The organism is Brevibacterium casei CIP 102111 (assembly GCF_900169275.1).
In the GTDB taxonomy this organism is placed as follows: domain Bacteria; phylum Actinomycetota; class Actinomycetes; order Actinomycetales; family Brevibacteriaceae; genus Brevibacterium; species Brevibacterium casei.
In genome coordinates this window covers 504,847-522,337 of record NZ_FXZC01000001.1, presented here as the reverse complement: position 1 = coordinate 522,337, position 17,491 = coordinate 504,847, and the positions used below count along the sequence as shown (strand labels likewise).

Here is a 17,491-nt window from a genome sequence, read left to right as displayed (position 1 = left end):
CAGTTAATACGGTCAGAGATTTACACTGTGTCTATGAACAATGAGAGGTCGGAGGCCACAGCGAGCCTGACCGTCGCCGGGGTACTCGACCTCGAGGAGATCCGCGGCGGTGCGCCCGAGATCGTCGCCGGGGAGGCCGGCCTCGACCGCGCGATCCGGTGGGTGCACATCGCCGATTCCGAACACGTCGAGCAGTTCCTCGAAGGCGGCGAACTCGTCCTCACGACCGCGCAGACCTTTCGCCGCTCCCCTGCCGCAATGGCGGTCTTCTTCGATCAGCTCGAGGCCGCCGGTGCCGTCGGCGTCGTCGTCGAGCTCGTCGACGACGCCGGGGCCCCGGATGAGCAGGCCGCCGAGGTGGTCCGCCGGGCAGCCGTCGGGCGCGACCTTCCCGTCGTCGTCCTCGCGCATCGGATCAAGTTCGTCCGCATCACCGAGGTCGCTCACCGCTCGCTGCTGGCCGAGCAGCTCGGGCGTCTCGAACGGGCACGGGAGATCCATGAGACCTACACGCAGCTCAGCCTCGAGCGGGCCGAGGTCGGTGTGATCGTCTCGCGCACCGCCGAGCTGCTCGGAGCCCCGGTCGTCCTCGAGGATGTCGCCCATCGGGTGCTTGCCCAGGCCGGTCCGGGAGCAGAGGCGCTCGTCGCCGACTGGGTCGCGCTCATCTCCGGGGCCGATGCGTATGTGCGGCGGGCGTGGCCGCAGATCCCGGTCGGCCTGCAGTCGAGGCGGTGGGGTCGTCTCGTCGTGCCGGGTCTGCCGGCCGGCACGGCCGATGTCGAGCAGATCATCGAACGGGCGGCACAGGCGCTCACGCTCACCCGCATGGCAGAGACCGACGAACGGGATCTGGTGCTCCAGGCCCAGGCGGGTTTCGTCCGCGAGCTCATGGATGTCGGCGCCGCAGATGAGGCGCAGGCGAGAACCCGGGCGCGCTCGCTCGGGTTCGATCCGCCTGGTGCTTCGCGGCTTGTGCCCGCAGTCATCCGCCTCGACCGGGATCCGAGCACGGATCCGACCCGGATCCAGCTGTGGGAGCGCGCCCTCGTCCAAGAGACGACTGCTGCTGCCGCCCGAGCCGGTGTCGCGACGCTGTCGACGGGACTGCAGTCGGGGTCGTTCGGACTCGTCCTCGCGCTGCCTGGGCGCGGTGATGAGTCGAAGATGCTGCGCCGCGTCTTCGACGGGATCGCCGATCTCGGGACGACGTGGGCGGTCGGGGTGGGGCGGAGCAGCTCGTCCCTGCTCACGGCGGTGTCGCGTCTCGAGTCAGCCGCCCAGGTCGCCGAGGTGGCCTCGACCCTCGATGTCCGCGAGCAGGTCTTCTACCGCGCCGGCGACGTGCGGCTGCGCGGACTGCTCGCGCTCCTCGGCGACGATCCCCGACTGCGCGGCTTCGCCGAAGGGGAGCTCGGACCGCTGCTCGAGTCGGCGGATGAGGAGATGCTCGACTTCCTCGAACTCGTCCTCACCCACGGCGGCAACAAGTCAGCGGTGGCTCGGGCCGGGTTCCTCTCCCGGCCCGCCCTCTACGCGAGGCTCGCGAAGCTTCAGGACCGACTCGGCGTCTCCCTCGACGACGCCGAGTCGAGGACCGCGCTCCACGTCGCCCTCCTGTGGTGGCGGATGAATCGGTGAGGAGCCGCACCGGATGAATCGGTGAGGCGTTCTGGCAGGGCTCAGACGGTCAGGGTGCGGCCGGTGACGTTGCCCTCAACGGCGCGCACGAACGCCGCGGCCACCTCCTCATCGGTCACGGGGATCATCCCGGCGAAGGCGTTGTGGAAGTGCGGCGAGTTCGCGAGCACATTGGGGCTGACGGCATTGATCCGGATCCCCCTCGGCAGCTCCGGGGCGGCGGCCATGACGAAGGACTCGAGTGCGCCGTTGGCCAGCGCGGCCGCTGCCGCGGTCGGCACCGATTCGCGACTGAGGACTCCGCTGGTCAGGGTGATCGACCCGCCGTCCCGAACACGGTCGAGTCCTTGGGTGACGAACTCGACCTGGCCGAGCACCTTCGAGGTCAGGGCCGAGAGGTAATCGTCGCGGGTGAGCTCGGTGACGGGCTTGAAGGGAACGGAGCCGGCGGCGACGACGATGGCATCGACCTCGCCGACCGTGTCGAGCAGTGCCTGGATCGACGCCGGATCGCTCGTGTCGACTTCTGGGTCCGTCGACCGTGAGGCGGAGATGACCTTGTGTCCGCGCGCTTCGAACTCGGCCACGGCCACCCGCCCGACATGACCGCCTGCTCCGACGACAAGAATTCTCATAGTGGGCACTCCTTCGCACCTTTGCTTCTCGTGCGGATCGCCGAGGACTCGGCGGTTCGCCCGGTCATCGCCTGCAAGGTCCGACCGGCACACACCACACTAGACTCCGGTACTGACATTCAGGGGATCCGCCGACTCCTCGGCTGTTTGTGGTCGAAGAACCGAGGATTCTGAGCCGTTTGAGCGTTTTTCCCTCGGTTATTCGACCACAACGGGGAGGCCAACAGACCTCGTGCACAGTCGACTCTCCGGCCGCAGCCGGGCACGCAGAAGCCCCTGCGATCCGCTCAGACAAACGGATCGCAGGGGCTTCTCACAACGCGGAGCCGGTGGGATTTGAACCCACGGTCCCCAGTTCAAGGGACTTCACCTTAGCAGGGTGACGCTTTCGGCCGCTCAGCCACGACTCCAGATTCTCGCCTCGGGGCGACACGCTCGGCGCATGCCCCGAAACCACAGTTGACACTGCGAAGACCAGCCTATGCGAAAGGAACCTCCCAGAGCAAAGTTCACTGCGGCAGAGTGGGCTTGATCATAGTCGCTGGTACGAGGATCGTCGCATTTGCTGATGTTAGGGCGGTTTCGCAGGCGCATATCCGCGCGAATTCCAGCATTCGTCAATGTAGGGGCGTAAAATCGACCTGATGTGACCCGTGGTTCGCGCTCCGATACGCCCCCAACGACGGACATTGCGGGAGACATCTGCGCCGAAGACGAGGCGTCAACGGCCCGACACGCGGCGCACGAGATGAGCAACGAGGAGTTAAGAACTTGCCAGAGTTTCCCCCTGACAAGAGAGGACCTCAGGGGAGCGACCCCGATTCTCCATCTGCAGGCCGCCGCCTCCGCGCGTCATCCCGCCCCCGCTTCCGCGGCGAGGCCGCCGCCAGCTCGACCGAGAACCACACCGATGCACCGCCGCAGTCCCCGCGCGGCGCCGACTCGACCCGCCGGGCCTCCGAACCGGCCCCACCGTCTGCCGCCCACCAGCCTCCGCGTCCGTCCGGCTCCGATTCCCGCGGGGACTACTCCCTCAACAGCTCTCGCCGAGGCGGCTCCACCTCCGATTCGTCCGATGAGCAGGCGCCCCGGTCCAAAGCCCCGACCCCGCGTCCCGTCGCCCCCCGGACCCGCCGTGAGGCGAGGATGCTCCGCGCGGCTGCCGCCGGCGGGGCGAGCGCTGCCGGCGTCGCCGCAGCCGCCGGCAACGTTGACCGCGGGCGCTCCTCCGCACCTGAGTCCCGAACCGCCTCGGCGCGGGCCGACGATTCCCGCGCAGATCAGGATCAGCGCTCCTCCCGGGACTCCGACTCCGGCCGTCGCCGCTCGCAGCGCGCTGCCGCGGCGGCGGCTCCGACAGCCGCAGCGGCAGCACCGGCAACCGCCGTCAGCGCCGGCTCCCCCGCCCCGGGCAACAGCTCCGGCTCCGGCAACAACGGCAACGGTGACGGTGACAAGCCCGCCTCCGGCGGTCCCGAGCGCGCCCGCCGTCATTCCTCCCGCCTCGGCGAGGCCTTCCCCAGCCTTGTCGGATGGACGTCGCTGAGCACCCTGCTTCCGGGCATCGGACTCCTGCGAACACGGTTCCGTCCGCTCGGCCTCATCGTCTTCGGCGGGTTCGTCCTCACGATCCTCTTCGTCATCGGCTACCTCCTCATCAAGGGACCCGTCCACGCGATCGGCACGATCATCGCGAGCCCCTCCCTGCTCAACTTCATCGCGTTCGCCGCCGTCGCCGTCGGTCTCATCTGGATCATCGTCGTCGTCCTCTCCTATCTCGGACTCCGGCGCGGCCATCGCTATCTGCCGTGGCAGAACCGCCTCTCCGGGGTGCTCATCGTCTCCCTCGTCCTCATCATCGGGATTCCGTTCGGCATCGGCTCCGTCTACGCCCGCGTCCAGAGCGACACGATTGCCAGCCTCTTCGGCGAGAGCACCGGAAAGACCGTCGACGCGCAGGAGCTGTGGAAGGACAAGCCCTACATCAACGTCTTCCTCATCGGCCGCGACAACGGTGACGACCGTCAGGGCACCCGCCCGGACACGATGCTCGTCGCCTCGATCGACACGAAGACCGGCAACGCTGCCCTCATCTCCGTGCCGCGCAACCTCGCGTTCCCGATCTTCCCCGAAGGCAGCCCCGAGGCTGAGGTCTGGCCCAACGGTTTCCGCCCCACCGGGGACTCCTCGGAGGACCTCATCAACGCCGTGTGGCAGTGGGGCGAGCAGAACCCCGACGCCGTCGGCGAAACGAACGGGCTCGAACCCGGCATGACGGCGACGATGGCCGCGGTCGAGGGCTCGCTCGGCCTCAATCTCGACTACTGGGCCTCGGTCGACATGGCCGGCTTCGAAGACGTCGTCGACGCCATCGGTGGGGTGAACATCGACGTCGAACGCCCCATCCCGATGGGCGGCGGCAAGTCGATGTCCGGCGTGCCGAACCGGGTCTTCGGCTGGATCGACCCGGGCCAGCAGAACCTCAAGGGCAAGAAGGCCCTCTGGTACGTCCGCTCCCGTGAGGGCAGCGACAACTACGACCGCATGTGCCGTCAGCAGCGGATGCTCAAGACGACGCTCGAGCAGATCGACCCGCAGGAGCTCGCCGCGGCCTACCCGAAGCTCGCCGGATCGGCGACGAAGAACATCGCGACCTCGATCCCCCAGAACGAGATCCCGGCCTTCATCGAACTCGCCGTGGCCATGCAGAAGGGCGACGTGACGACGGTCCAGATCAACAACGACGTCACGCCCACCTACAACCCCGACTTCGATGTCCTCCACAAGTGGATCCAGGGTGAGATCAAGGGTGCCTCCGACGGCGCCGAATCGCCGCGCCCGACGAACGACCCGTCGAAGACTGACGGAGCCACCGACTCCGGTGACTCTTCAGAGTCCTCGGAGTCCTCGGAGGACCAGGGCCAGCAGGACCACAGCCAGGACGTCGAGACCGGCACCGATGCCCCGAGCGGCGACGGCGCGGGAGCCTCGACCGATGACTCGGGTGTGCCCGGCGAACCCAACGCCGAGGGCAAGTGCTACCCGAAGGACTACCAGCCCGGTGACCCCTGGCCCGGCTACCCCGGCCCGGGCGCCGGAGACCAGGAGTGAGCGCCGACCACTCCGTCGCGATCATCGGGGTCGGCCCACGCGGGCTGAGCGTCCTCGAGCGACTCGTCGCCCTCGGTGCCCGCCGCTGGGATCCCGCGCGCGGACCGATCGTCATCCACCTCGTCGACCCGTACCCACCGGGTGCGGGCATCGTCTGGCGCACCGACCAGCCGACGAGCCTGCTCATGAACACGACGATCGGCGAGCAGACGATCTTCCCCGACGGCAGCTGCTCCTTCCTCGCCGAGGCGATCGATGCCGGTGATGCGGCCCGCCCCGACGACCGCACCCCCGGGTCCACCGACAGCTCCTCCGAAGAGTCCGCCCCCTCCACCGGGGCGGCGGTCCCCTCCCCCGAGGCGGCCGGCCGCTCTCCGTTCGGTCCGTCGATGGCCGAGTGGTACCGCGCATCCGGCGGCACCGAGCCCGTCGATTCGACGTTCCCCAGCCGCACCCTCTACGGGGAGTACCTCAGCGACGCCTACGCCCGGATCCGCGACTCCGCCCCCGATTTCATCGAGATCGTCGAACACCGCACCCGCGCCGAATCGGTCATCGACCTTCCCGCCGTCGACCTTCCCGGTGACCCCGCCGAGGCGGTTCCCCCTCAGCTCATCCGGTGCGAGGACGGAACGACGATCATCGCCGCAGCCGTCGTCCTCGCCGTCGGCCACATCCCCAGCACTCCGACCGAGGAGCGTGCCCGGCTCGCCGCCTTCGCCCAGCGCTCCGGCGGGATCTACATCCCCCAGAGCCTCCCGGCCGAGGCCCCGCTCGACGAGATCCCCGCCCACGCGCGCGTCCTCGTCCGGGGCATGGGGCTCAACTATTTCGACGTCCAGACGCTGCTGACGATCGAGCGCGGCGGCAGCTTCGTCGACGCCGGCACGTCGGACGGCGCCGGCACGTCGGACGCCGCCTCCTCCGCCGCCTCATCCGCCGCGGAGCCTGCCGCATGGTCCGATAACTCCGCGACCTCGACCGCCTCCGGGACCGTCCGCTACCTCCCGAGCGGGAAGGAACCCGCCCTCTTCCTCGGCTCCCGGCGCGGCATCCCCTACCGGAGCAAGCCGATCAGCCCTGAGCATCCGCGCTCGGCTTGGCCGCTGCGGTACTTCACGAAGGAGAATGTCGCCCTCCTCGCCGGCATCGACGATCTCGACGGCGAACGCCGGGCCGGGGCCCGCTTCAACGACCAGCTGTGGCCGCTCATCCTCGCCGACCTCCGCTTCGCCTACTACCGCACGCTCGCGCGCACGGATCCCGACGCGTTCGCCGACGATCCCGGGCGCCTGCGCGAAGCCATCGCCGAGGCGGTCTCCCGCCACCTCACCCGCCGCACCTGGCAGGAGACCCACCCGGAGGCCGAGTCGGCGAGCGACTCCTCCCGCCAGGGCCGTGTCACACGTGAGGCCTTCGCCTGGGCGGAGATCGAAGAGGAGCTCGTCCCCGATCCGGCTCACCGGATGTCGCTCCACGATCTCCTCGACCCGCTCGACGGGCTCGAGTTCTCAAGCCGCGAACCCGGCGAACCGGACTCCCTCCACGACTGGATGCTCGACTTCCTCCGCACCGACCTGCGCGACTCGCTCGCCGGCCCCGAGGGCAGCCCGGTCAAAGCGCTGTTCATGGTCCTCTGGCAGTCGAGGCTCCTCCTCAAAGAGCTCATCGCCGCCGGTCACATCGATCCGGTGAGCGTCGACATGGAGATCCGCGGCTGGTTCGAGGGCTTCGTGTCCGGGATCTGCGACGGTCCCCCGCCGAGGCGGATCGCCGAACTCATCGCCCTCGCCGAGGTGGGCGTCGTCCGCTTCATCGGCCCCGATATGCGCATCGGCGAGAACCCCGAGTACTCGGTGGAGACGGACCCGCAGAGTTCGACCGCACAGGATCCCGCGACATCGGAGGACCCAACGACATCGGTGGAGTCCGCAGCATCGGTGGGCTCCGGTGCTGACGACGATCCTCTCCCGCAGATCTTCGCGGTCACCTCGGCGAGGGTGGGAGGAACGATCACGGGAAGCGTCGTCATCGATGCCGCCTCCCCGACGAACTCCCTCGCTCTCGCCGCCGACGTCCTCATCCACGGGATGGTCGACCGCGGTCAGCTCACCCCGGCCCGCCTGACCTTGGACGACGGTCGCGAGAAGCGGCTGAGCGGTCTCGCGGTCACGGAGCGCCCCTACCGCACGATCGACGAGGAGGGTTCGGCCCATCCGCGTCGCTTCGCGCTGTCGATCCAGCTCTCCTCGGTCCAGTGGGGTCTTGCGATCGCGGCGAACCCCGACTCCGACGCGACGACTCTCGCGGACTCGCACGCCGCCGCCGAGGCGATCCTCGACCTCATCTGAGGCCCGCGCCGAGCACCGGCGCCCCCACCTCCGCTCGATCCACGCGCAGCCCGAAATCCGCGCCGCGGGCGACTCGGAATTCGCGCCAACTGTGGATCGAGCGGGTGCGGTGCCGGAGTGAGCAAGCAGGTGGCAACAGGCTCCGGCCTACGCCATGGCGAGGGCGGCCTCCGGCTTCGTCGTGCGCGCCCGCACGATCGCGAGCAGCGAGGCCACGAGGCCGATGACCGCCCACGCGAGCAGCCCACCGTACGCCGCGGCCAGTCCCGGGGTGCCCGCGGCGATCGCTGCGAACCCGTTCATCGCCGGGGTCAGCGGCAGCAACGGGGCGATGAACGTGAAGAACTCGGGCACCGCGCCGATCGTGCGACCGGCGACGGCGAGGACGACCGCGATCACCGAGAGGAATCTGCCCACTCCCCCAAGCCACGCGACGAGCGCGAAGTTGAGGATCATGAACACGATCGCGGAGACGAACGTGAGGACCGCGATGTCGAAGCCCTGGATGGCGTCGATGTCCATGACGGTGACCGCGAGGATCGCGAGCACGAGCGCCTGGACGAGCCCGACGGCGACGCCCGGCACCAGCCCGCGCAGCCACACGAGGATCGAGGACTGCGTCGACAGCAGCGTCGAGGACGGGATGGGCTTGAGCACGGTGTAGGTGACGAGTCCGCCGACCCAGAGGGCGAGCATGATGAGCAGGGCGATCGTCGATCCGGTGAGCAGGTTCGTCACCGAATCCGTGTCCGGTGCCTCGATGTTCGCCGAGGCGACCGTTGAGAGCGTGTCCCGTTCCGGGGCCGTGTACGAGGGCACCTCGTCGGCACCGTCCTGGACGCCGTCGGAGAACTCCCCGACGCCGTCGGAGTACTTCTCCGATCCGTCGGCGAGCTGGTCGAGTCCGCCCGCAAGGTCCTGCGATCCTGTCGCCGCCTGGGACACACCCGTCGTGTACTTCCCGACACCGCCGGCGAGCTGATCGGCACCCTCGGCGAGCTTCCCGGCACCGTCATCGAGCTTCCCGGCACCGTCAGCGGCCTCGGCGATGCCGTCGGTGAGCTTGGGCATCCCGTCGGCGAGCTGCTGGCTGCCGTCACTGAGGTCGGAGGCTCCGTCGGCGAGCTTGGCATTGCCGTCGGCGACCCCGGACGCCCCCTCGCGCAACCCCTTCGAGGCCTCGAGGAGCTTCGGCGCGTTGTCGGAGATGTCCTTCATCCCCTTCGCGAGGTCGCCGAGGCCCTTCTCGAGCCCCTCCGCGAACTCGCTCATCCCCGAGCTGAGTTCGGCGCTGCCGTCCTTGAGGGACGCCGCCCCGCCGAGGAGGGACTGCTTGTCGTCGGTCGAGCCGAGGCCGTCGACGGCTGAGCCCAGCCCACCCGAGGTGCCGTTGAGCAGCCCCTGTGCGTAGGCCTTCTCCATCCCGGCGCAGACCTCGTCGGGGGTGCCCGCCGGGCACAGCTGTGCCCGGATCTGGTCGGACTCGCCGCTCGAGATCATTCCCGCGCTGACAAGACCGTCGAGGCCCGGGTTCGACTGCGCCAGCTGGTCGGCACCGTCGGCGCGCTTCTGCAGCTCGTCTCGGTACGACCCCAGGCCGTCGGAGAGCCCGCCGGCTCCTTCCGCGACACCCTGGGCGCCCTTGTCGAGGTCCTTCGCCCCGTCGATGAGGTCGTCGAGGCCGCCCTCACCGGAGCCCGAGCCGCCGGCCCCCGACCCGGAGAGTCCCTTGATGATCTCGTCGATCGAGGTCGTGTACTCGTCGACGCCGTCGGAGAGGTCCCCCGCTCCCTTCGAGAGGTCGTCGGCCCCGGTCGAGAGCTCGTCGGCGCCGTCGGCGAGCTTCTGCGTGTTCTCCGGCAGGTCCTTCGTCTGCGTCTTCATCGTGTCGAGGCCGGTTGCGAGCCCCGAGGTGCCTTCGGCAAGATCGCCCGCGCCCTTCGCGAGGTCCCCGGCACCCTTGTTCAGCTCACCGCCCGATTCGTCGAGCTGGCCCATTCCGTCGGCAAGCTCTCCGGCGCCGTCGGCGGACTGCCGGGTGCCCGATGAGAGCTGCTGGGCTCCGTCGTCGAGTTCGCCCGCGGCATCGCCGAGCTTGCGCATCTGCGTGCCGATGTCGTTGAAGCCGAGGTAGATGTTGTCGAGGTAGTTCTCGGTCATCGTCGTGTTGAACGTCGTCCGAGCCACCTCGGCGACCGAACGGGAGATGAGCTGGTCGCTGGCAGGGGCGACCCCGGAGACGTCGACGTCGAGCTGGGTCTGCGTCGCCGACTTCGCATCCGAGACCGAGGTGACCGCCCGGGAGAACCCCTCGGGGATCGTCAGCCGCGCCGCGTACGTGCCATCGGCGAGACCCTTCTCCGCGCCCGCCTCGTCGGTGATGACCCAGTGGATGTTGTTCTCCTTCTCGCCGACGAGTCCGCTGGTCAGTTCACGGCCGATGGGCACGGTCTTCCCGTCGACCTCCGCGCCGTCGTCGTTGTTGACGATGGCCGCGTCGATCGTCTCGAGGCGGTCGCTGCTCTTCCACGTGGCAAGGATGAATCCGGCGGCCACGATGATGGGGATGAGCACGAGGCCTGCGAAGGACACCCACGTCACGGGCCTCTTCGAGTTCGCTCGCTCAAGTCTCATGACTGTACGCCTTCCCTGTTGAAGTCATCGGCGCGCACGCCGGGTCCATCGCCTCTCTCGCCGAGGCGGTCCTCGCCTGCCGTGGGGCTCCCGCCGAGGCGGTCGTGAGCATCGCCGTCGGCGGTCGCACCGACAGCGGTCGCCTCGCCGTCGGCCGTCGCACCGACAGCCGCGTCGTCGAGATCGAGGTGGAGGTAGTCCGCGTTCGGCGCGAGGATGCCCCGCACGTCCCCGTCGGGGAGGGCGAGGACGAGAGCCGTGCCGTCGGCGGTGAGCTCGGGCAGGGCGTCGGCGAGGTACCGTCCCTGACTGTGGGCGAGCGCCTCGGCGCCGTCGATGACGAGAAGATCCGGTGGATTCGCCCGCAGTCGGGCGATCTCCCCGGCTCCCGGTGCCGGTGTTCCCACCCCGCCGAGGTCGAAGAACGGCACCGTGCGCCTGACCTTGCCCGCGTGTTCGGGGAGGACAAGGGATCCGATCTTCAGTTCGCCTGCGCTCAGGGGCACCCGCCCGGTGAGCGCGAGGAGCAGCGCGGTCCGGTCGGTGCCGCTGACGACGAGCGTCTGCCCGGGCAGGAGTGCGAGGTCGACGTGGGAGAAGCCCCTGCCGCCGGCGCTCACCCCGAGACCGCGCCCGTAGATCCGGTAGGGCGAGTTCGGTTCGGGCCAGTCGCGCAGCGCCACCTCGTGGGCGAGCCCCTCCCCTTCGACGTCGAGGCGGGGAAGGATCCGGTCGAGCCATGACGGCAGCCACCACGCCTTGTCGCCGAGGAGCTGCATGATCGCGGGCACGAGCGACATCCGCACGAGGAACGCGTCGACGAAGATGCCTGCGGCGAGCGCCAGCGCGATCGATTTGATGATCGGCTCACCGGCGGGGACGAAGGCGGCGAAGACGGAGAACATGATGACGGCGGCGGCGGAGACGACGCGGGCCGAGGACATGAAGCCCGCCCGGATCGCCGCGGTCGCACTCGCCCCGTGGACGTAGGCCTCGCGCATCCCGGAGACGAGGAAGACCTCGTAGTCCATCGCGAGGCCGAAGAGGATGCCCATGAGGATGATCGGCAGGAAGCTGATGACCGGCCCGGTCTGGTCGATCCCGAGGGGGCCGGCGAGGAACCCCTCGTGGAAGACGAGGACGACCGAACCGAAGGAGGCGAAGACCGAGAGGAGGAACCCGCCTGTGGCCTTGAGCGGTACGGCGATCGAGCGGAAGACGATCGTGAGGAGGATGATCGAGAGGCCGACGACGAAGATGCCGAAGGGCACGAGCGCCTTGCCGAGCTGATCGGAGACGTCGATCTGGATGGCCGTGGCCCCGGTGACGGCGGTCTCGAAGCCGTAGTCGTCCTCGATCTGGGTGCTCAGGTCCCGGAGTCGGTTGACGGTGTCGAGGGTCGCCGGGTCGTCCGAGGCGGTCGTCGGGATGATCTGGAAGAGCGCGGAGGTCGCATCCCGGTTCGGGGTGGCGAGCACGACCTCGTCGACGCCGGGGACCGCGGCGATGCGCTCCTCGATGTCCTCGACGTCGCCGAGCGGGTCGTCGGAGGTGACGATCTGGCTCGTCATCACCAGCGGTCCGTTGAAGCCGGGGCCGAAGTGCTCCTCGATGAGGTCGTACGTCGTCCGCGCCGGGCTGCCCTCCTCCTGGCTGCCGGCGGTGGGCAGGGAGAGCTGGAGCTGGGAGGCGGGGATCGCGAAGAGGCTGAGGCCTCCGACGATGATGACGATCGTCACGATCGGCGCCTTCGTCACCAGGGACAGCCAGCCGGCGAAGAACCGGTCGGTGCGGGTGGCCGGATAGGGCTCGCCTGTCTCGGCGAGGACGGCGGGATCGGTGCGGGGATCGGGTCCCCCGGAGGCGGCGGCCGCCTCGGCGCGGGCCATGGCCTTCCGGTACCGGCGGGAGGGCTTCGGGGTGATCTTCCCCTTCGCGATGCCCAGCAGTGCGGGGACCATCGTCAGGGAGATCATCACGGCGATCGCCACGGCCCCCGAGGCCCCGATGCCCATGACGGTGAGGAACGGGATACCGGCCAGGGAGAGGCCGAGAAGGGCGATCATCACGGTGAGCCCGGCGAAGACGACGGCGGATCCGGCGGTCGCGGTCGCCCGTCCCGCTGCTTCCCGGGGTTCGAGACCCTCGGCGAGGAGCGAGCGGGCGCGGGAGACGATGAAGAGCGCGTAGTCGATGCCGACGGCGAGGCCGAGCATGAGGGCGAGCATGATCGACGAGGAGTTCACCGGTCCGAACGCCGTCGAGCCGACGACGAGGAGGACGGAGATGCCGACGCCGATGAGCGCGGTGATGAGGGGCATACCCGCGGCTCGGAACGAGCCGAGGGTGAGGAGGAGGACGATGAAGGCGATGACGACGCCGACGCCTTCGACCCAGGACACGTGCACCCCGGTGATCTGGAAGAGCTCACCGCCGGCCTCGACCTGGGCGCCGGGCAGGTCCGCGCGGATGGGGTCGAGGGCGGCCGTCAGGGCAGTCGAGGCGGTCTCCCCGCCGACCTCCTGGAGGGTCCCGTCGTATTGGACGGAGATCATCGCCGCTGACTTGTCCCCGCTGATCGCGCCCGTGACCATGTCGTCGAACGGTGAGGTCACAGCGTCGACGTGGGGCAGCTCGCCGAGGTCGTCGACGGCCTTCTCGATCGCGTCGCGGTAGGGCTGGTCCTCGACCGACTCCCCGTCGGCGGCGACGACGATGACCGACGCCGAGGTGCCGGCCGCTTCGGGGAAGGTCGCGCGCATCGCGTCGAGCGCGGTCTGCGCTTCGGAGCCGGGCAGGGTGAAGTCGTCGTCGAAGTCCTTGGCGAAGGCGGCGACTCCCGCGGCGACGAGTCCGAGGATGACGAGCCAGAGTGCGACGAAGCGCAGCGGCTGACGGAACGCTCTGTGGCCGAGAGCGTAGAGGAATGTCGACACGGGAACCTCGATACAAAAGTGTATTGGATACAGTCATGTATTCTTGTTGACACCTCCCGCTCAGCGCAAATCACTGTGAGAGAATCGTGTGATTTCCCATGGGATGCCCAGTTTCACGCGGCGTCCCCGACGGGAGGCATCCCCACCCAGAGAGACGAAGACAGACAGGCGATGAACACAGAGAACCTCAGCGACCGCAGGCGCCGCACCCGTTCCACCCTCGTCGAAGCGGGGGTCTCCGTGTTCGCGGTCAAGGGCATCGAGGGCGCATCGATCGAGGAGATCTGCGAAGCCGGCGGGCTCACCCGCGGTGCGTTCTACTCGAACTTCTCCAGTCGAGACGACCTCGTCCTCGCAACGATCGAGATCCGCACCGCCGAGACCCTCGACCGCCTCGATGCGACGATCCAGCGGTGGAAGGAGCAGCTCGACGACACCGACGCCGGAGAGATCAGGCCCCTGCTCACCCAGTTCATCGAGGAGATCTTCACCGAGAAGCTCCTCACCGCCGCCGATGCGATCGCCGAGCAGGAGATCACCCTCTACTGCCTGCGGGTGCCTGAGCTCTACGCGCGCTACCAGGAGCTCGACGCCCGTCGCCTCGAGAGGTTGGCCCGTCTCGTCCAGACGGCGATCGACAATGTCCACGCTGTGCCGACGGTGCCGCTCGACAGTCTGCTCACCATCCTCATCTCGCTCTTCACCCACCTCTCCCTCGAATCCGCGGCCGGTCGCGAACTCCACGAGACCGTCGACATCGACCCGAGCCTCATCGTCGAGGTGCTCCTCCGCTTCCTCGACTTCGACGGCCGGGAGTGCCCCCGCGCCTGAGACCCAGCGGCTAAGGTGGAGGGCGTGACTGAACTTCAGCGTGAATACACGGCCTTCATCAACAACATGGACGTCCGCCTCGGCGCGTTCGTCCTCGCGGACCTCCCCGAGTCCGTCGAGCAGGAGGACGGCACCCAGGCCCCGTTCCGCAAGGATCTCAGCCCCGAGTCCCTGCCCCTCATCGAGCACTTCGTGCTCTCCCGCTTCGCCACCCCCGACGAGGTGGTCTCCCCCGACAACCACCGGTTCGTCGAGGGACTCATCCGCTACCTCGGCGAGACGTACCTGCGCGCCGTGGGCGGGGCCTGGGACCACGACGAGACGACGGGCAACGGGATGCCGTTCATCCGCCCCGACAACGCGCAGGGCCAGCTCGAAGGCGAGCCGATCCCCCTCGTCGCCGTCGTCCTCACCGCCGTCGACCAGCGCACCGGCGGAATCTTCACCGCCGTCCTCGACCGCGCCCAGCAGGAGCTCGGGGACGCCAAGCGCCGCACGAGCACGGGCCTGTCGATCGGGATGCTCACGCGACAGAACTCCACCGAGGAGGAGGTCGAGTTCCTCTCCCGCTTCATCGGGACCATCGAGCCCGGCATCGCCGCGTGGACGAAGGAGCAGGCCGACCCGGAGTCGTGGGCGCTCGACCGCGACAGCCTTGTGCGCCTCGGCAAGCAGCTCGCCGTCCGCTACGACACCCGAGACGAGATGATGGCCGACGACGAAGTCGCCTTCGTCGCCGGAGCGATGCGCTTCATCGGCGAGACGATCCGGCGCATCGGGCTCGGCCAGTGGCGCTACGGCGCCGACCTCGAAGCCGACGATCCGCGCAGCAAGCAGCCCTACATCCGCTTCGTCATCGGCGACCAGAACCTCGACCTCGTTCCGTGGAAGCTCGCGCAGGCCGCCCTCGAGGACTCCGAGGCGATCGCGAAGGGCCTCGACACGGTCATCGAGATGCGCGAGGAGGAAGCCGCGGGGGCAAGTTCGTCGTCGGACGGCACGGACGCGCCTGCCGACAAGGACGCGCGAGCCGGCAAGGACGCGGCCTCGGAGCGCTAGAGCTGAAAGCGGCGGTTGCCGCGCAGTCCTTCGGCCGGTGACCCGGGTGCGAGATCGATCGTCTTCGCACCCGGGTCGATCTGCACCGTCGCCAGGGTCGCGGGTCGGTCGCCGTAGGGTGCGCCGGGCTCCGCGAGGCACGAGACAGGCGGCTCTCCTGGTCCCGTCGTGAGCAGGGCGACGAGGTCGGCGGTCGTCTCCGGGGCTGTGGTGTCCTCGATCTTCGCGGCGAGGTGGTCATACCGGGGCCGTGAGCTCGAATCCGCGCGCAGCTCAAGAGCTCCGGTCTGGAGCTCGGGGTGGAGGAAGTGGTTCGTGTGGATGAGCACGCCCTCGTCCGCGATGTCGCCCGCCGAGGCCGGGGCGTCGGCCGGCAGGGGATCGCCGGGTCGGAGTTCGCGCTTGGTCTCCCCTGCGATCTCGACTTGGACGGCCGCCTCGGCGGTGACGACGGTGATGACCGACGACGAGGAGGTCGGGGCCGAGCGGATCGTCTCGAGCGCCTCGGCGAGATCATGCGCCGTCGACAGCACCTGGGCGAGGACGGCGTGGACGGGCACTCCCCCGGGCCGGTCGCCTGCGTGCTTGAGGATGTTGAGGTGGACGCCGACGCCTACCTCGTTGAGGCCGATCTTGCCGAGCATCCCGTACTCGGCCATGCCGATATGGCGCAGCTGGCCGGGCACCGCCCCGACATCAGCAAGATGCCACAGGGTCGAGAAGTCGGCGAGCCAGTCCCATGTCTGAGCCGAGATCGTCGCCCCCGGGCGGGTCCGGCTCAGCGTCGAGCATTCGGTGGGCGCCGCCTTGGCCAGCGTCATGATCTCCGTGCGCGCGATGACCTGCATGATCTCGTTCGTCGTCCGCCCCGACCCTTCGGCGACGGCGGAGATCTCGGCCGCCTGGTCAGGGGCCCAGTCACCGAGGCGGGCGAAACTGTCGCCGGCAGCGGCCCGGACGTCCGCCTCGGCGATGCCGAGGAAGGAGAAGTAGCGCTGGTAGCCGGTGATCGCCGACCCGATGCCGGTGCGCAGGTCCCTGCCGCGCTGGAGTCCGCGCTGGACGTGGTCGCGGGCCCGGGTGACGAAGAGTTCGGGGCGGACGTTCGCGGCGGGGACGACCTCGGTGCTCATGGGCGCCCCTGTGGGACGAGGGTGTCGATGCCGACATCGAGGTCGAGGTAGTGCATGTGGGCGGCGGTCTCGGCGAGGGCGGCGAAGAGGTTGAAGTGGTGGAGTTCGTCGAAGCCGCGCGCCCAGTGCAGGCCCTGGGCGATCGAGTAGACGGAGTGGTCGTCGGTCTCGGTCATCCGGGCTTCGATCTCGGCGAGGCGCTGCCGGTGGTGGTCGACGAGTTCGCGGCTGCGCTCCTGCAGGCCTTGGAACCGGAATCCGTGGGCCGGGAGGACGGCGATGTCCGCGGGCAGGTCGCCGAGCTTCTCGAGCGAACCGAGGTAGTCGCCGAGGCTGTGGGTGATCGCCGCGGAGTCGAGGCCGATGTTCGGAGTGATCGTCGGCAGGACGTGGTCGCCGGAGAGGAGGAGCGCGTCCTCGCGGACGAAGGCCGTGTGACCGAAGGTGTGCCCGGGTGTCCACATCGCCGTGAGCCGCCCGGTCTCGAGCGGCAGGGTCGCACCGTCCTCGAGGGTGAGGATCGAGTCGGGCAGGTGCGCCATCTGCAGGGCGAAGGGGTCCCGTCGGGGCTTCTCGCCATCGCCGGCCGGGCGGTCGCTGTCGCTGGCCGGGCGGTCGCCGCCCTTGGCCGGCCTGCTCACCTGGAGGCTCTCGACCTCGTGCCACCGCTCTTCGGGCACCCCGTAGGCGCGGGCGATGTTGAGGTTGGGATCCGTGCCGGTGCCGAGGTCGACCGCCCGGGAGGCGAAGCGCTTGACCGCACGGAGGTCCTCGCTGTGGATGGCGAGCCACATCTCAGGGTTGGCCTTGAGGAGGGCGGGGACGAGTCCGATGTGGTCCCGGTGGTAGTGGGTGACGGCGATGCCGTGGATGTCGCTGACGGCGAAGCCGATCCCCGCCAGCGCCGAGGTGAGGGCTGCGAACTGGTCCCGTCCGTCCCAGCCCGGATCGATGAGGGCGACGCCGGCGCCGTCGGCGATCGCGTAGCAGTAGGTGAAGACGAGCGGATTGTTCGGGATGGGGACCGGAATCGCCCAGACCCCCTCGGCGACCTCTTCGACGGCGGGGAGGACGCGGTCCTTCCACGCGCGCGACTGCTGGGGGCTGAGCGTTTCGATCGGCATACGGCGGTGTCCCTCTCTCCTCATCGAGCCTCGGCG

10 protein-coding genes and 1 tRNA gene are annotated in these 17,491 nt (G+C 69.2%); 5 read left to right on the top strand and 6 right to left on the bottom strand.

The features are described from left to right. Positions 1 to 33: 33 nt before the first annotated feature. Positions 34 to 1,641 (top strand): PucR family transcriptional regulator, encoded by a 1,608-nt coding sequence (locus BC102111_RS02240; RefSeq protein WP_101623476.1) that lies wholly within the window; start codon positions 34 to 36, stop codon positions 1,639 to 1,641. 41 nt (positions 1,642 to 1,682) lie between these two features. Here the strand turns inward: BC102111_RS02240 and BC102111_RS02235 are convergent, their stop codons facing one another. Both BC102111_RS02235 and BC102111_RS02230 read right to left on the bottom strand, forming a co-directional pair. Continuing rightward, complete coding sequence (locus BC102111_RS02235) at positions 1,683 to 2,276, bottom strand: short chain dehydrogenase (RefSeq protein WP_095376373.1); 594 nt, start codon at positions 2,274 to 2,276, stop codon at positions 1,683 to 1,685. A 321-nt stretch (positions 2,277 to 2,597) separates the two neighbouring features. Continuing rightward, positions 2,598 to 2,686: transfer RNA gene (locus tag BC102111_RS02230), tRNA-Ser, on the bottom strand. A 736-nt stretch (positions 2,687 to 3,422) separates the two neighbouring features. Between BC102111_RS02230 and BC102111_RS02225 the strand changes: the two genes are divergently transcribed. Both BC102111_RS02225 and BC102111_RS02220 read left to right on the top strand, forming a co-directional pair. Next, complete coding sequence (locus tag BC102111_RS02225; RefSeq protein ID WP_101623475.1) at positions 3,423 to 5,387, top strand: LCP family glycopolymer transferase; 1,965 nt, start codon at positions 3,423 to 3,425, stop codon at positions 5,385 to 5,387. After that, the gene (locus tag BC102111_RS02220) at positions 5,384 to 7,738 is read left to right on the top strand and encodes an FAD/NAD(P)-binding protein (RefSeq protein WP_101623474.1); all 2,355 of its coding nucleotides are present in this window, start codon (positions 5,384 to 5,386) and stop codon (positions 7,736 to 7,738) included. The genes BC102111_RS02225 and BC102111_RS02220 overlap by 4 nt, the downstream gene beginning before the upstream one ends. A gap of 147 nt (positions 7,739 to 7,885) precedes the next feature. On the opposite strand, the gene BC102111_RS02215 is transcribed toward BC102111_RS02220, so the two are convergent. Together BC102111_RS02215 and BC102111_RS02210 are read right to left on the bottom strand one after the other, a co-directional pair. After that, complete coding sequence (locus BC102111_RS02215; protein WP_101623473.1) at positions 7,886 to 10,372, bottom strand: YhgE/Pip family protein; 2,487 nt, start codon at positions 10,370 to 10,372, stop codon at positions 7,886 to 7,888. Then, on the bottom strand, positions 10,369 to 13,308 hold the full coding sequence (locus tag BC102111_RS02210) for an MMPL family transporter (RefSeq protein ID WP_101623472.1): 2,940 nt from the start codon (positions 13,306 to 13,308) through the stop codon (positions 10,369 to 10,371). The genes BC102111_RS02215 and BC102111_RS02210 overlap by 4 nt, the downstream gene beginning before the upstream one ends. Before the next feature lie 171 nt (positions 13,309 to 13,479). Here BC102111_RS02210 and BC102111_RS02205 point away from each other — a divergent pair, with 171 nt between their 5' ends. Together BC102111_RS02205 and BC102111_RS02200 are read left to right on the top strand one after the other, a co-directional pair. Next, the gene (locus BC102111_RS02205) at positions 13,480 to 14,139 is read left to right on the top strand and encodes a TetR/AcrR family transcriptional regulator (protein WP_101623471.1); all 660 of its coding nucleotides are present in this window, start codon (positions 13,480 to 13,482) and stop codon (positions 14,137 to 14,139) included. A gap of 24 nt (positions 14,140 to 14,163) precedes the next feature. Beyond that, entirely contained in the window at positions 14,164 to 15,198 is a 1,035-nt protein-coding gene (locus BC102111_RS02200; RefSeq protein WP_101623470.1) for a hypothetical protein, read from the top strand. On the opposite strand, the gene BC102111_RS02195 is transcribed toward BC102111_RS02200, so the two are convergent. Together BC102111_RS02195 and BC102111_RS02190 are read right to left on the bottom strand one after the other, a co-directional pair. After that, a complete protein-coding gene (locus BC102111_RS02195; protein ID WP_101623469.1) occupies positions 15,195 to 16,331 on the bottom strand; it encodes a C45 family autoproteolytic acyltransferase/hydrolase in 1,137 nt (378 codons plus the stop codon). The genes BC102111_RS02200 and BC102111_RS02195 overlap by 4 nt on opposite strands. Continuing rightward, the gene (locus BC102111_RS02190; RefSeq protein WP_101623468.1) at positions 16,328 to 17,455 is read right to left on the bottom strand and encodes an MBL fold metallo-hydrolase; all 1,128 of its coding nucleotides are present in this window, start codon (positions 17,453 to 17,455) and stop codon (positions 16,328 to 16,330) included. The genes BC102111_RS02195 and BC102111_RS02190 overlap by 4 nt, the downstream gene beginning before the upstream one ends. Between the last annotated feature and the right edge of the window lie 36 nt (positions 17,456 to 17,491).